The sequence below is a fragment of the Clavibacter rahimiani genome, from assembly GCF_052654495.1.
In genome coordinates this window covers 2,820,780-2,835,322 of the sequence record NZ_CP199790.1, presented here as the reverse complement: position 1 = coordinate 2,835,322, position 14,543 = coordinate 2,820,780, and the positions used below count along the sequence as shown (strand labels likewise).

Sequence of the window (14,543 nt, the reverse complement as noted above, 5' to 3'; positions counted from 1 at the left end):
CCGAACGAAGGAGCCACCATGGCAGAACGCACCGTCACCATCGCCTCGTCGCACGGGCTGCACGCCCGCCCCGCCTCGCTGTTCACGCAGGCCGCCGCGAAGGCCGGGATCCCCGTGCAGCTCGCCAAGGGGGAGCGCAGCGTCAACGCCGCGAGCATCCTCGGCGTCATCTCGCTGGGCGTCGACACGGGCGACGAGGTCGTCGTCTCCGCCGAGGGCGAGAACGCCGAGCAGGTCGTCGCCGACCTCGCGACGCTCCTCGAGTCCGACCTGGACGCCGCATGAGCTCCCGCACCCTCTCCGGCATCGGCATCGGCCGGGGATCCGCCGTCGGCCCCGTCATCCGGATGCCCGACCCGCTCCCCGAGCCCGCCGACACCGCGAGCGCCCTGACCGCCGACGAGGAGCGCATCCGCGTGAGCGCGTCGCTCGCCGCGGTCGCCGCCGACATCCGCATCCGCGGGGAGAAGGCCGGCGGCGCCGCGAAGGACGTGCTCGAGGCGCAGGCCTTCATGGCCGAGGACCCCACGCTCGTCGACGACATCACCGCCCGCCTCGCGACCGGCCGCACCGCCGAGCGCGCCGTGCACGAGGCGTTCGCGGGCTTCCGCGACCTGCTCCTCAGCATGGGCGGCTACATGGGCGAGCGCGCCACCGACCTCGACGACGTCTCGCAGCGCGTCGTCGCGCACCTGCAGGGCGTCGCCGCCCCGGGCGTGCCGGACCCCGACCACCCCTTCGTGCTCGTCGCCCGCGACCTCGCGCCCGCCGACACCGCGCTCCTCGACCTCGACAAGGTCCTCGCGCTCATCACGACCGACGGCGGCCCCACCTCGCACACGGCGATCCTCGCCCGCGAGAAGGCGATCGTCGCGGTCGTCGGCGTCGCGGCCGCGGCCGACCTCGCCGACGGCGAGATCGTCGTGGTCGACGCGCTCACGGGCGCCGTCACCGTCGCGCCGAGCGAGGGCGAGGAGCGGGCGGCCCGCGCCGAGATCGAGACCCGCCGCAACCGCACCGCCGTGCCCACCGGCCCCGGGGCGCTCTCCGACGGCACGACGATCCCGCTGCTCGCGAACCTCGGATCCGCCGACGGCGCCGAGGACGCGGTGGCCAAGGGCGCCGAGGGCGTCGGCCTCTTCCGCACCGAGTTCCTCTTCCTCGACGCCACGAGCGCGCCGACCGTCGCCGAGCAGGAGGAGCACTACACGCGCCTCCTCCGGGCGTTCCCCGGTCAGAAGGTCGTGGTCCGCGCGCTCGACGCCGGCGCCGACAAGCCGCTCGCCTTCCTCAATGACGCCGACGAGGAGAACCCGGCGCTCGGGCTCCGCGGCCTCCGCGTGCTCCGGGCCAACGAGCAGATCCTTCGCGACCAGCTCACCGCACTCGCGAACGCCGACGCCGCCACCGAGGCCGACCTGTGGGTCATGGCCCCCATGGTCTCCACGGTGGAGGAGGCGCGGTACTTCTCCGCGCTCGGCCGCGAGCTGGGCCTGAAGACCGTCGGCGTGATGGTGGAGGTCCCGTCCTCCGCCCTCCTCGCCGACCGGATCCTCGCCCACGCCGACTTCGCGAGCATCGGCACCAACGACCTCACGCAGTACACGCTCGCGGCCGACCGGCTGCTGGGGTCCGTGGCCGCGTTCCAGGACCCGTGGCACCCCGCCGTCCTCCGCCTCGTGCAGGAGGTCGGTGCCGCGGGGCGGGCGCTCGGCAAGCCCGTCGGCATCTGCGGCGAGGCGGCGGCCGACCCGCTGCTCGCCGTCGTGCTCGTCGGCCTCGGCGCCACCAGCCTCTCGATGTCGCCGGCGGCGCTCGCCGACGTGCGCGCCGAGCTCGCCCTCCACACGCGCGAGGAGGCGGAGGCCCTGGCCGCCGTCGCCCTCGCCGCCGACAGCGCCGTCGAGGCGCGCGCCGCGGTCACCGCGGCGTCGGCGCCCGCCACCGTCTGACCCGCACCACCGACCCTCTCCACCGCACCACCCGCACCCGCGATCCCTCCACCCGCAGCACGGCGGCCCGCAGCAGGCCCGCCATCCACCACGACAGGAGCACCACCCCCATGACGACGTCGTCACCCACCCGCAGCACGGGCCAGTCCGTGCGCACGGGCGTGCAGAAGTTCGGCACGTTCCTCAGCGGCATGATCATGCCCAACATCGCGGCGTTCATCGCCTGGGGCCTGCTCACGGCCCTGTTCATCCCGGACGGCTACCTGCCGAACGCCGACATCGCGCAGCTCATCGCGCCGGTGCTGTACTTCCTCCTGCCGCTGCTCATCGCGAACACCGGAGGCCGCATGGTCTACGACGCGCGCGGCGGCGTGGTCGCGACCATCGCGACCATGGGCGTCATCGTCGGCACGGTCGGCGAGCCCTACTTCGACGGCGGCAGCCCGATGTTCCTCGGCGCCATGATCACGGGCCCGCTCGCGGCCTACCTGCTGAAGGTCATCGAGCGCCTGTGGATCGACCGGATCCGCCCCGGCTTCGAGATGCTCGTCAACAACTTCTCCGCCGGCATCCTGGGCGCGGTCTTCGCGATCGGCGCCTACTACCTGCTCACCCCGGTGATCCGCGGCATCACGTCGATCCTCGGCGGCGGCGTCGGCTTCCTGGTCGACAACGGCCTCCTGCCCCTCACGAGCATCGTGATCGAGCCGGCGAAGGTGCTGTTCCTCAACAACGCCATCAACCAGGGCATCCTCACCCCGCTCGGCACGACCGAGGCGCTGGAGGACGGCAAGAGCATCCTGTTCCTGCTCGAGGCCAACCCCGGCCCGGGTCTCGGCGTGCTCCTCGCCTTCGCGATCTTCGGCGCGGGCGCGGCGCGCTCCACCGCCCCCGGCGCGATCCTCATCCAGTTCGTCGGCGGCATCCACGAGATCTACTTCCCCTACGTGCTGTCGAAGCCGCTCCTGTTCCTCGCGGTCATCGCGGGTGGCGCGTCGGGCGTCGCGACCAACGTCGCGTTCGGCTCCGGCCTCCGCGGCCCGGCCTCGCCCGGCAGCATCATCGCCGTGCTCGGCCAGACGGAGCGCAACAGCTTCCCGGGCGTCATCCTCTCGGTCATCATCTCCGCGGCCGTCACCTTCATCGTCGCCGCGGTCATCCTCCGCACCGGCAAGAAGGGCTCCGGCGACTTCGGCGCCGCGGTCGCCGCGACGCAGGCCAATAAGGGCAAGGAGTCCTCGATCCTCACGGGCCTCGGCGCCGAGACCGGCACCGCGGGCACGGTCGGCGGCCTCGCCGACGGCACGGCCGGCACGAACGCCACGGGCACGGACGGCGGGACGGCCACGGCCACCCGCATCCAGGACATCGTCTTCGCCTGCGACGCCGGCATGGGCTCGTCCGCCATGGGCGCCTCGGTGCTCCGCAACAAGATGAAGAAGGCCGGCCTGACGGACGTCACGGTCGTCAACAAGGCCATCGCGGCCCTCGACGGCTCGGCCGACCTCGTGATCACGCAGCGCGAGCTCACCGACCGGGCCCGCCAGAAGAGCCCGGGCTCCGAGCACGTCTCCGTCGACAACTTCATGAACTCGCCGCGCTACGACGAGATCGTGGAGCTGGTCCGGAAGCAGCGCTCGGACAGCTGATCCCGGTCCGCCCCCGCGGCGGACCCGCACCACCGCACGCGCAGGCCCCCGGGGCCCGGTCGACACCGACCGGGCCCCGGTAGCCTCGCATCAGGCACGCAACACGTCAGGAGCACCATGTCGAACGTCCTCGAACCCGCCCAGATCCGCGTCGGCGGCACCGCGTCCAGCGTGGAGGAGGCCATCGCCGAGGCGGCGGCCATCCTCGTCGCCGCGGGCGCCGTCACCCCCGAGTACGAGGGGTTCATGCTCGAGCGCGAGAAGAGCGTCTCGACCTACATGGGCAACCTGCTCGCGATCCCGCACGGCACCAACGAGGGCAAGGACACGATCCTCGACTCCGCCCTCTCCTTCGTCCGCTACGACGCCCCCCTCGACTGGGCGGGCAACGAGGTCCGCTTCGTGGTCGGCATCGCCGGCAAGGACAACGGGCACCTCGAGATCCTCAGCAAGATCGCCATCATCTTCAGCGACGACGACGAGGTGCAGAAGCTCCTCGACGCGTCCACCGCGGAGGAGCTCTACGCCCTCCTGTCCGAGGTGAACGAGGCGTGAAGGCCGTCCACTTCGGCGCCGGCAACATCGGCCGCGGCTTCGTCGGGCTGATCCTGCACGAGGCCGGCTACGAGGTCGTCTTCGCCGACGTCAACGCCGAGCTCATCGGGCACCTCGACGCCGCCGAGTCCTACCGCGTCACCGAGGTCGGGCCGCACGCGCGCGACTGGACCGTCACCGGCTTCCGCGCGATCGACAGCGCGGCGGACGGCGAGTCCCTCATCCGGGAGATCGCCACCGCCGACATCGTCACCACCGCGGTGGGCCCGAACATCCTCCGCTTCGTCGCCCCGGCGATCGCCGCCGGCCTCCGCGCGCGCTCCGCCGACCTCGGCCCCGTCGCCGTCATGGCCTGCGAGAACGCGATCAACGCGACGGACACGCTGCGCGCCGAGATCGAGAAGGCCCTCGTCGAGGAGCCGGACGCCGTCGGCCGCGCGATCTTCGCCAACACGGCCGTCGACCGCATCGTCCCGAACCAGGACCCCGCCGCGGGCCTCGACGTCACCGTCGAGGACTTCTCGGAGTGGGTCGTGGAGCGCGGGCCGTTCGGCGACGCCGTCCCCGAGATCGCCGGCGCCACGTTCGTCGACGACCTCGCGCCCTACATCGAGCGGAAGCTCTTCACGGTGAACACCGGGCACGCGACCGTGGCGTACCACGGCTACGCGCGCGGCGCCGTGAGCCAGTCGGACGCGATGGCGATCCCCGAGGTCGCCGACGAGGTCCGGCAGGTGCTCGAGGAGACGAGCGCGCTGCTCGTCGCCAAGCACGGCCTCGACGAGGCCGAGCAGGCGGCGTACCGCGAGAAGAACCTCGCGCGCTTCGCGAACGCCGCCCTCGCCGACACCGTCGAGCGCGTCGGCCGCCAGCCGCTCCGGAAGCTCTCCCGCGAGGAGCGGTTCGTGGGCCCCGCGTCCCAGCTCGCCGAGCGGGGCCTCCCGCACGACGCGCTCGTGCGCGCCATGGGCCAGGCGCTCCGCTTCGACCCCGCGGGCGACCCGCAGGCGCTCGAGCTGCAGGAGCTCCTCCAGACCGACACCGCGGCGGATCTCGTGCGCCGCGTGACCGGGCTCGACGACCAGCACCCGCTGACCGCCGACCTCGTCGCGCTCGTGGACGCGGCCCAGGCCGACCGCCGCAGCGCCCCCCGCCACCGCGCGGACCAGTAGGGCCACGCGCACGGGCCGGGCGGGCGACCGCCCGGCCCGTCGTGCGCTCCGCTAGCGCAGGATCCGCGGATCCGGCCGCGACACGCGGGAAGAATTGCGACACGCCCGGGTATGCCGTACTCTCGACCCTTGGTGCTCGGCCGCCTCCCGGCGTGCCATCGGCACCACGCGCGCTCCACCTGATGCGCAACCGCACGACCAGCAGACACCACCTCTAGCGACAGTGAGTATATGGCCAAGAAAGACGGCGTCATCGAGATCGAAGGCGGAGTTGTCGAAGCTCTGCCGAACGCGATGTTCCGCGTTGAGCTGAGCAACGGGCACAAGGTCCTCGCCCACATCTCGGGCAAGATGCGTCAGCACTACATCCGCATCCTCCCCGAGGACCGCGTGATCGTGGAGCTGAGCCCGTACGACCTCACGCGCGGCCGGATCGTCTACCGCTACAAGTAGGCCTGCTGCACAAGGAACGGCCCCGCAGCCGCGGGGTACGAGGCCAGCGAAGAACACATAAGGAAGCGTCATGAAGGTCAACCCGAGCGTCAAGCCGATCTGCGAGAAGTGCAAGGTCATCCGACGCAGCGGCAACGTGATGGTCATCTGCGAGAACCCGCGCCACAAGCAGCGCCAGGGCTGATCAGACCCATCGCACGGCACCACCCGCACCACCCATAAGAAGAACGACAGCAACGCCGGAAGCCGGGACCCGCGAGGGTCCGGGGGACACCATCGGTCGGAGGCCGGTGCACAGGCGCTGCTGCAGACCTCCACTCATCACCAGGAGAAGCCTCAATGGCACGTCTAGCAGGCGTCGACCTCCCGCGCGACAAGCGCGTCGAGATCGCACTCACGTACATCTACGGCGTCGGCCGCACCTCGAGCGTCAAGACCCTCGAAGACACCGGCATCGACAAGAACATCCGCGTCAAGGACCTGAGCGACGACCAGCTCATCGCCCTGCGCGACTACATCGACGGGAACTTCAAGGTGGAGGGCGACCTCCGTCGCGAGGTCGCCGCCGACATCCGCCGCAAGGTCGAGATCGGCAGCTACGAGGGCATCCGCCACCGCCGCGGCCTCCCTGTCCACGGGCAGCGCACGAAGACCAACGCTCGCACCCGCAAGGGCCCGAAGCGCACCGTAGCCGGCAAGAAGAAGGCGCGCTAGGCCATCGGCCAGCGCCCTCGCCACCCGTAGACACAGGAGAATTCCATGGCAGCACCCAAGTCGGCTGTTCGCAAGCCGCGCCGCAAGGACAAGAAGAACATCGCCGTGGGCCAGGCCCACATCAAGAGCACCTTCAACAACACGATCGTGTCGATCACCGACCCGACCGGCGCCGTCATCAGCTGGGCGTCCTCGGGCGTCGTCGGCTACAACGGCTCGCGCAAGTCGACGCCGTTCGCCGCGCAGCTCGCCGCCGAGTCGGCCGCCCGCCAGGCGCAGGAGCACGGCATGAAGAAGGTCGACGTGTTCGTCAAGGGACCCGGCTCCGGCCGTGAGACCGCGATCCGCTCGCTCCAGGCCGCCGGCCTCGAGGTGGGCTCGATCAACGACGTCACCCCGCAGGCGCACAACGGCTGCCGCCCGCCCAAGCGCCGCCGCGTCTAGCTCGCGCTGATCGGCCGCTGCCGTCCCGCTCCGCAAGGAGGGGGACGGCGTCGGCCGATCCGCCGTGTGTCCGATCGACCAATCCACCACCCGCCCGGGCCGCCATCCGGGGGGCATCGCAGGCGTCATATAGCGGACGCCTCGCCGAAAGGAAACAACACAGTGCTCATTGCGCAGCGCCCCACCCTCACCGAGGAGCAGATCTCGGAGTTCCGCTCGCGGTTCGTCATCGAGCCGCTCGAGCCCGGCTTCGGCTACACGCTCGGCAACTCGCTCCGCCGCACGCTCCTCTCGTCCATCCCCGGCGCGGCCGTCACCAGCATCCGCATCGACGGCGTGCTGCACGAGTTCAGCACCGTCCCCGGCGTGAAGGAGGACGTGACCGAGATCATCCTCAACATCAAGGGCCTCGTCGTCTCCAGCGAGCACGACGAGCCGATCACCGCGTACCTGCGCAAGCAGGGTGCGGGCCAGGTCACGGCCGCCGACATCTCCGCTCCCGCGGGCGTCGAGATCCACAACCCCGAGCTCGTCATCGCCACGCTCAACGAGAAGGCGAAGTTCGAGCTGGAGCTGACGATCGAGCGCGGCCGCGGCTACGTCTCCGCGACCCAGAACCGCAGCGAGTTCAGCGAGGCCGGCCAGATCCCGGTCGACTCGATCTACTCGCCCGTGCTCAAGGTCACCTACCGCGTCGAGGCCACCCGTGCCGGCGAGCGCACCGACTTCGACCGCCTCGTGGTCGACGTCGAGACCAAGTCGGCCATCACGCCGCGCGACGCCATCGCGTCGGCCGGCCGCACGCTGACCGAGCTCTTCGGCCTGGCGCGCGAGCTCAACACCGCCGCCGAGGGCATCGAGATCGGCCCCGCGCCGGTCGACGCGGTCCTCAGCTCCGAGCTGTCGATGCCCATCGAGGACCTCGACCTGTCGGTGCGGTCGTACAACTGCCTCAAGCGCGAGGGCATCAACAACGTCAGCGAGCTCGTCGCCCTCTCGGAGACGCAGCTCATGAACATCCGCAACTTCGGTCAGAAGTCGGTGGATGAGGTCAAGGACAAGCTGGTCGAGCTGGGTCTGTCGCTGAAGGACGCCGTCCCCGGCTTCGACGGCGCGCACTACTACAGCTACGACGAGGACGAGACCACCACCAACTGACCCGTCCGGCCTCGGCCCGACTTCCTTTCGACCATTACGGAGACATAGACCATGCCCAAGCCCACCAAGGGTCCCCGCCTCGGAGGCGGCCCGGCGCACGAGCGCCTCATGCTCGCGAACCTCGCCCAGAGCCTGTTCGAGCACAAGTCCATCAAGACGACCGAGACGAAGGCCAAGCGCCTGCGTCCAGTCGCCGAGCGCCTGGTCACCTTCGCGAAGCGCGGGGACCTGCACGCCCGTCGCCGCGTCATGGGGATCATCCCCTCGAAGAGCGTCGTCCACGAGCTCTTCACGGAGATCGCGCCCCTCGTCGCCGAGCGTGACGGCGGCTACACCCGCATCACGAAGCTCGGCTTCCGCAAGGGCGACAACGCCCCCATGGTGCAGATCGAGCTCGTGCTCGAGCCCGTGACCCCGAAGGTCCGCTCCTCGCGCACCGCGACCACGACGGCCCCGGCCGCTGCGGCCCCGGTCGCCGAGGCGCCCGCCGAGGACGAGACGACCGACGTGCCCGTCGAGGGCACCGACGCCATCGAGCACACCGACGCGACCCCCGCGGAGGCGACCGACGAGGCCGCCGCCGAGGTCGAGGCCGACGCCGCGGAGAAGTCCGACAAGTAGCACCCGCATCACCCGAGAGCCCCCGCCGCCCTGCGCGTCGGGGGCTCTCGCGCGTCCGGGCGCCCCGGCCGTGGGGTCGGAGCCCCGGTACCCTGGACGGATGACCGACAGCAGCACGACCATGCCGGACGACCCCGCCTCCACCGCCCCCGTCCCGCTGCCCGAGGGGCCGGACGGGATCACCTGGCGCGCCATGTCCCCGGACGACGTCGACGCGCTCGTGGAGCTGCAGAGCGCCATCGCCGACGCCGACCACCCGGAGTACCGGGCGGCGCGCGAGGACATCGAGATGGCCCTCGGCTTCTCCTACGTCGACGTGGCGCGTGACGGGATCGTCGCGGTCGACGCCGACGGCCGCCTCGCCGCGGAGGGCCACGCGATCGTGAAGCCCGACGACGAGTCCATCGTCCGCGCCGACATCTCGGGCGGCGTCCGGCCCGACCTCCGCCGCACCGGCATCGGCGCGCGCCTCCTCGAGTGGCAGGTCGCGCGCGCCGCCGCGAAGCTCGCGACCGCGCAGCCCGCCGAGCACGTCGAGGGTCCCGTGCCCACGCGCATGACCACCGAGACGCAGGCCGACTCCGCGGGCGCCGCGGCGCTGCTCGCGTCGCGCGGCTTCTCGGTCAGCCGGTACTTCATCGAGATGCACCGCGACCTCGCCGCCGACCTCCCCGAGGTCCCCGTCCCGGAGGGGCTGCGCCTCGTCCCCGTGACGCGGGAGTGGTGGGAGCGCACCCGTCAGGCCAAGAACGAGGTGTTCCGCGACCACTGGGGATCCGAGCCCATCAGCGTCGAGCGGTGGGACGCCTTCCTGTCGCTGCCGACCGCGCGCGGCGACCTGTCCGTCATCGCGGTGACGGGCGACGACGAGGACGCGGTCGTCGCGGGCTTCGCCATGGCCGAGGTGTCTCCGGACGACTGGGAGGCCGCGGGCTACACCTCGGCCTACATCGGCCTCGTCGGCGTGCGCCGCGAGTTCCGCGGACGCCGGCTCGCGCAGGCGCTCCTGTCCGCGTCGCTCGCGGGCTTCCGCGCCGAGGGCCTGCAGCGCGCGGTGCTCGACGTGGACTCCGACAGCCCCACGGGCGCGCTCGGCCTCTACGAGCACCTCGGCTTCACGCAGGCCAGCCGCACCGCGGTGCACGAGCGCGAGGTCGGCACGACCCGTCCGCGGTCGACCCCGGAGCGATGAGCGGATCCGCCCGATGAGCGGCTCCGCGCCGTGAGCGGGGACGGCGGCGCGCGCGTCCGCCTCGACGTCGCTTACGACGGCACCGGGTTCGCGGGCTGGGCCAAGCAGCCCGGCCTGCGCACGGTGCAGGGCGTCCTCGAGGACGCCCTCGCGCAGCTGCTCGCCCGCACGCCGCCCGCCCCGGCCCTGGTGGTCGCGGGTCGCACGGATGCGGGCGTGCACGCGACCGGGCAGGTCGCGCACCTGGACCTCTCGGACGCGCAGGTCGCGTCACTCGACCGCCCGCCCCGCGGACGCGCGGCGGAGGCCGCCGCGGGGGAGGGGCCGCACGAGCCCTCCGTGGAGCGCGCCGCTCCCGCCCTGGCCCGCCGGCTGAACGGCGTCCTCGGCGCGCGCTCCGACGTGGTGGTGCTGGCGTGCGCCCCCGCGCCCGACGGCTTCGACGCGCGCTTCTCCGCCACCTGGCGGGCGTACCGCTACCGGATCTCCGACGCGTCCGGCCCCCGCGACCCCCTGCAGCGGCACCGCACCGTCGAGGTCCCGGTGGGGCTCGACGCAGCTGTGCTGCAGGAGGCCGCCGACGCGCTGCTCGGCCTCCACGACTTCGCGGCGTACTGCAAGCCCCGGGAGGGCGCCTCCACCATCCGCACGCTGCAGGAGCTCACCTGGACGCGGACGGCCGACGGAGCGCTCGAGGCCGTGGTGCGCGCCGACGCGTTCTGCCACAGCATGGTCCGCGCGCTCGTCGGGGCGTGCGTCGCGGCGGCGTCCGGCCGCGTCGCGGTCGCCCGGCTCCGCGACCTGCTGGAGCTGCGCGAGCGCACGAGCGAGTTCACCGTGATGCCCGCCCGCGGCCTCGTGCTCGAGCGGGTGGGCTACCCGGCCGACGCCGACCTCGCGGCGCGGAACGAGATCACCCGCGCGCGACGCGGATCGCACGAGGTCGACCCCGTGCGCGAGGGCGCCGACCAGGCCGCCCGCGACCTCGCGCGGCTCCGCGACACGCCCGGGATTGCCTGATCCCCTCGGATCGCGTACTCTGAACCGGTTGTCTGCACGTCAGCGTGCGACGACGTACAAGGTTGAGCCCTCCACCGGATGCGTTCTCGTCAGAACGCCCACGGAGCGGGATCCACGACCATCTCACCTCGAAAAGAAGGCAGTCAGATCAATGACGCGCACCTATTCCCCCAAGGCCAGTGAGGTCCAGCACGACTGGGTCGTCATCGACGCCACGGACATCGTCCTCGGCCGTCTCGCCAGCCACGCCGCCGCGCTCCTGCGCGGCAAGCACAAGGCCACCTTCGCCCAGCACATGGACATGGGCGACTTCGTGATCATCGTCAACGCCGACAAGGTGGCGCTGACCGGTCAGAAGCTCGAGAAGAAGCTGGCCTACCGCCACTCCGGCTACCCGGGCGGCCTCTCCTCGATGACCTACGTCGAGATGCTCGAGAAGCACCCCACGCGCGCGGTCGAGAAGGCCATCCGCGGCATGCTGCCGAAGAACTCGCTGGGTGCGGCGCAGCTGAAGAAGCTCAAGGTCTACGCGGGCCCCGAGCACCCCCACGCTGCTCAGCAGCCCACCCCGTACACCCTCGGCCAGGTCGCTCAGTAGCTCCGGCTGCCGACAGCGACGACCAAAGACCTCAGAAGGAATCGAACCCAGTGGCTCAGATCTCAGACTCCCTCGACGTGGCTCCCGAGAGCTTCTCGACCGAGACCCCGAACGAGGAGGCCCCCAAGGCCCCCCGCGCGGTCCTCAACGTGTCCGGCGGCGCCGTCGGACGACGCAAGCAGGCCATCGCCCGCGTGCGCCTCGTCCCCGGCTCCGGCTCGATCACGGTCAACGGCCGTGAGTTCGCGGACTACTTCCCCAACAAGCTGCACCAGCAGCTCGTCAACGACCCGTTCAAGGTCCTCGACCTCCTCGGCAGCTACGACGTCGTCGCGCGCATCTCCGGCGGTGGCCCCTCCGGCCAGGCCGGCGCCCTGCGCCTCGGCATCGCCCGCGCCCTCAACGAGATCGACGAGGAGAACAACCGCGCCACGCTGAAGAAGAACGGCTTCCTCAGCCGCGACGCGCGCGTCAAGGAGCGCAAGAAGGCCGGACTCAAGAAGGCCCGCAAGGCGCCCCAGTTCTCGAAGCGCTAAGGCGCTCGGGTACCCCGGCAGCCATGCCCCGGCTCTTCGGCACGGACGGCGTCCGCGGCCTCGCCAACGGCGAGACCATCACGGCGGACCTCGCCCTGCGCCTGGCCCAGGCCGCCGCGCACGTGCTCGGCCAGGACGCCCGGGATTCCGGGCGACGACCCATCGCGGTCGTCGCCCGGGACCCCCGGGTGTCCGGCGAGTTCATCGCGGCGGCCGTGGCCGCCGGCCTCGCGAGCTCCGGCGTCGACGTGTTCGACGCCGGGGTCATCCCGACGCCGGCCACGGCGTACCTCATCTCGGACTTCGACGCCGACTTCGGCGTCATGATCTCCGCATCGCACAACCCCGCTCCCGACAACGGGATCAAGTTCTTCGCCGCGGGCGGACGGAAGCTCGCCGACGAGCTCGAGGACCGCATCGAGGCGCAGCTCAGCGAGCCCGTCCTGCTCCCCACGGGAGCCGACGTCGGCCGCATCCGCCGCTTCGCCGACGCCGAGGACCGCTACGTCCTCCACCTGCTCGGCACGCTGCAGCACCGCCTCGACGGGATCCACGTGGTCCTCGACTGCGCGCACGGCGCCGCCGCGGGCATCAGCCCCGAGGTCTTCACCGACGCGGGCGCCCGCGTCACCGTCATCGGCAACGACCCCGACGGCATGAACATCAACGACCGGGTCGGGTCCACGCACCTCGACCTGCTCGCCGAGGCCGTCCTCCGGCACGGCGCCGACGTGGGCATCGCGCACGACGGCGACGCCGACCGCTGCCTCGCCGTCGACCACACGGGCGCCATCATCGACGGCGACCAGATCATGGCCGTCCTCGCGCTCTCCATGGCCCGCCGCGGCCTCCTGGTCGACCGCACGCTCGTCGCCACCGTCATGAGCAACCTCGGCCTCCGCATCGCGATGGCCGAGAACGACATCACCGTGCTGCAGACGCGCGTCGGCGACCGCTACGTGCTCGAGGCCATGAACGAGGGCGGCTACTCCCTCGGCGGTGAGCAGTCCGGGCACCTCGTCATCGCGGAGCACGCGACGACCGGCGACGGGATCCTCACGGGGATCCAGCTGCTCGGCGAGATGGCGGCGACCGGCAGGAGCCTCCAGGAGCTCGCCTCGGTCATGACCGTGTACCCGCAGGTGATGATCAACGTCCGCGGCGTCGACCGCGAGCGCGTCGGCGACGACGCGGAGCTGAACGGCGCCGTCGCGCGCGCCGAGGCGGAGCTGGGCGACACCGGCCGCATCCTCATGCGCGCGTCGGGCACCGAGCCGATGATCCGCGTGATGGTGGAGGCCGCCGACCAGGCGACCGCCGAGCGGCACGCGCAGGAGCTGGCCGCGCTCGTGACCCAGCGCCTCGCGATCTAGCCGCGCCCCGGGATCCCGCCGCGCGCCGCGTCCGTCCCGTCTCCCGCGAGGAGGGCGGGGCGGCAGCCGTCAGAGCTTCCGCAGCAGGACGTTCGCGACGGAGTGGTCCGCGTCCTTCCGCAGCACGAGCGTCGCGCGCGACCTCGTCGGCCGGATGTTCTGCTCGAGGTTCGGCTCGTTGATGCTCGACCAGATCCGCCGGGCGCGCGCCACCGCCTGGTCGCGGCTGAGGTCGGCGTAGCGGTGGAAGTAGGAGCGCGGGTTGCTGAAGGCGCCCTGCTGCAGGCTCAGGAACCGCTCCTCGTACCACTGGGCGATGTCCTGCGTGCGGGCGTCGACGTAGATCGAGAAGTCGAAGAGGTCGCTGACGGCGAGCTTCGCGCCGGACGCCGCCGGCTGCAGCACGTTGAGGCCCTCGATGATGAGCACGTCCGGCTGCCGGACCACCACCTCGGCGCCCGGCACGATGTCGTACGCGAGGTGCGAGTAGAACGGCGCCCGCACCTCGGGCACCCCGCTCTTCACCTGCGTGACGAACCGCAGGAGGGCGCGCCGGTCGTAGGACTCCGGGAAGCCCTTGCGCTCCATGAGGCCGCGGCGCTCGAGCTCCGCGTTCGGGTGCAGGAAGCCGTCGGTGGTCACGAGCTCCACGCGCGGGGTGTCCTCCCAGCGGGCGAGCATCTCGCGGAGGAGGCGGGCGACGGTCGACTTGCCGACGGCCACGGATCCCGCGACGCCGATGATGAACGGCGTGCTCTTCGCCCGCTCGCCGAGGAAGGCGCTCGTCTCCCGGTGCAGCTTCTTGGTGCCCGACACGTAGAGGTTGAGCAGTCGGCTGAGCGGGAGGTAGACGTCGCCGACCTCGCGCATGTCCATCCGGTCGCCGATGCCGCGCAGCTGCACGAGCTCCGTCTCCCGGAGCGGCAGGTGGGTCGCGGGGGCGAGCGCCGCCCAGTCCGCGCGGGCGATCTCCACGAAGGGGGAGAGGCTGCCGTGGCTCGTCGGGTGTCCCGTCGCGGTGTCTGCCATGGCGTCCCCATCCTACGGCGGGGCCGACGGGCGACCGGTGCCGCGCGGGTGCCGTCGCGCGCTCGCGTCGTGCCGCG

At 72.0% G+C, this 14,543-nt stretch carries 17 protein-coding genes; 16 read left to right on the top strand and 1 reads right to left on the bottom strand.

Translation table 11 applies throughout. The features are described from left to right. The first annotated feature begins 18 nt into the window (after positions 1–18). From ACT7CP_RS13380 to glmM, 16 genes are all read left to right on the top strand, one after another. Positions 19–285 (top strand): HPr family phosphocarrier protein, encoded by a 267-nt coding sequence (locus ACT7CP_RS13380; RefSeq protein WP_191147452.1) that lies wholly within the window; start codon positions 19–21, stop codon positions 283–285. Continuing rightward, on the top strand, positions 282–1,952 hold the full coding sequence (ptsP, locus tag ACT7CP_RS13375; RefSeq protein ID WP_445442591.1) for a phosphoenolpyruvate--protein phosphotransferase: 1,671 nt from the start codon (positions 282–284) through the stop codon (positions 1,950–1,952). The genes ACT7CP_RS13380 and ptsP overlap by 4 nt, the downstream gene beginning before the upstream one ends. A gap of 110 nt (positions 1,953–2,062) precedes the next feature. Further along, positions 2,063–3,601: a PTS mannitol transporter subunit IIBC gene (locus ACT7CP_RS13370; RefSeq protein ID WP_445442590.1), complete on the top strand. Its 1,539-nt coding sequence runs from the start codon at positions 2,063–2,065 to the stop codon at positions 3,599–3,601. Positions 3,602–3,718: 117 nt separating this feature from the next. Beyond that, positions 3,719–4,156, top strand: coding sequence for a PTS mannitol transporter subunit IIA (locus ACT7CP_RS13365; RefSeq protein WP_307506273.1), 438 nt, complete (start codon positions 3,719–3,721; stop codon positions 4,154–4,156). Continuing rightward, positions 4,153–5,328: a mannitol-1-phosphate 5-dehydrogenase gene (locus ACT7CP_RS13360; RefSeq protein WP_445442589.1), complete on the top strand. Its 1,176-nt coding sequence runs from the start codon at positions 4,153–4,155 to the stop codon at positions 5,326–5,328. Before ACT7CP_RS13365 ends, ACT7CP_RS13360 begins: the two co-directional genes overlap by 4 nt. Before the next feature lie 231 nt (positions 5,329–5,559). Beyond that, positions 5,560–5,781 (top strand): translation initiation factor IF-1, encoded by a 222-nt coding sequence (gene infA / locus ACT7CP_RS13355; protein WP_012039277.1) that lies wholly within the window; start codon positions 5,560–5,562, stop codon positions 5,779–5,781. Between the two features lie 70 nt (positions 5,782–5,851). Then, positions 5,852–5,965 (top strand): 50S ribosomal protein L36, encoded by a 114-nt coding sequence (rpmJ, locus tag ACT7CP_RS13350; protein WP_043668846.1) that lies wholly within the window; start codon positions 5,852–5,854, stop codon positions 5,963–5,965. Between the two features lie 155 nt (positions 5,966–6,120). Next, the gene (gene rpsM, locus ACT7CP_RS13345) at positions 6,121–6,495 is read left to right on the top strand and encodes a 30S ribosomal protein S13 (protein WP_015491172.1); all 375 of its coding nucleotides are present in this window, start codon (positions 6,121–6,123) and stop codon (positions 6,493–6,495) included. Between the two features lie 45 nt (positions 6,496–6,540). After that, positions 6,541–6,939: a 30S ribosomal protein S11 gene (gene rpsK, locus ACT7CP_RS13340; RefSeq protein WP_012039274.1), complete on the top strand. Its 399-nt coding sequence runs from the start codon at positions 6,541–6,543 to the stop codon at positions 6,937–6,939. A 162-nt stretch (positions 6,940–7,101) separates the two neighbouring features. Then, positions 7,102–8,097, top strand: a complete 996-nt coding sequence (locus ACT7CP_RS13335; RefSeq protein WP_043668849.1) for a DNA-directed RNA polymerase subunit alpha — start codon at positions 7,102–7,104, stop codon at positions 8,095–8,097. A gap of 51 nt (positions 8,098–8,148) precedes the next feature. Continuing rightward, complete coding sequence (gene rplQ / locus ACT7CP_RS13330; RefSeq protein ID WP_445442588.1) at positions 8,149–8,718, top strand: 50S ribosomal protein L17; 570 nt, start codon at positions 8,149–8,151, stop codon at positions 8,716–8,718. Between the two features lie 100 nt (positions 8,719–8,818). Continuing rightward, a complete protein-coding gene (locus ACT7CP_RS13325; protein ID WP_445442587.1) occupies positions 8,819–9,910 on the top strand; it encodes a GNAT family N-acetyltransferase in 1,092 nt (363 codons plus the stop codon). 30 nt (positions 9,911–9,940) lie between these two features. Next, positions 9,941–10,930 carry a tRNA pseudouridine(38-40) synthase TruA gene (gene truA, locus ACT7CP_RS13320; RefSeq protein ID WP_445442586.1) on the top strand — a complete coding sequence of 330 codons (990 nt, stop codon included), beginning with the start codon at positions 9,941–9,943 and terminating at the stop codon, positions 10,928–10,930. 151 nt (positions 10,931–11,081) lie between these two features. Next, positions 11,082–11,528, top strand: a complete 447-nt coding sequence (rplM, locus tag ACT7CP_RS13315) for a 50S ribosomal protein L13 (protein ID WP_043668861.1) — start codon at positions 11,082–11,084, stop codon at positions 11,526–11,528. Positions 11,529–11,578: 50 nt separating this feature from the next. After that, on the top strand, positions 11,579–12,064 hold the full coding sequence (gene rpsI, locus ACT7CP_RS13310; protein ID WP_043668864.1) for a 30S ribosomal protein S9: 486 nt from the start codon (positions 11,579–11,581) through the stop codon (positions 12,062–12,064). A gap of 23 nt (positions 12,065–12,087) precedes the next feature. Next, positions 12,088–13,437 carry a phosphoglucosamine mutase gene (glmM, locus tag ACT7CP_RS13305; RefSeq protein WP_445442585.1) on the top strand — a complete coding sequence of 450 codons (1,350 nt, stop codon included), beginning with the start codon at positions 12,088–12,090 and terminating at the stop codon, positions 13,435–13,437. Positions 13,438–13,506: 69 nt separating this feature from the next. Here glmM and coaA read toward each other — a convergent pair whose 3' ends face one another. Further along, entirely contained in the window at positions 13,507–14,466 is a 960-nt protein-coding gene (coaA, locus tag ACT7CP_RS13300; RefSeq protein ID WP_445442584.1) for a type I pantothenate kinase, read from the bottom strand. Positions 14,467–14,543: the final 77 nt, after the last annotated feature.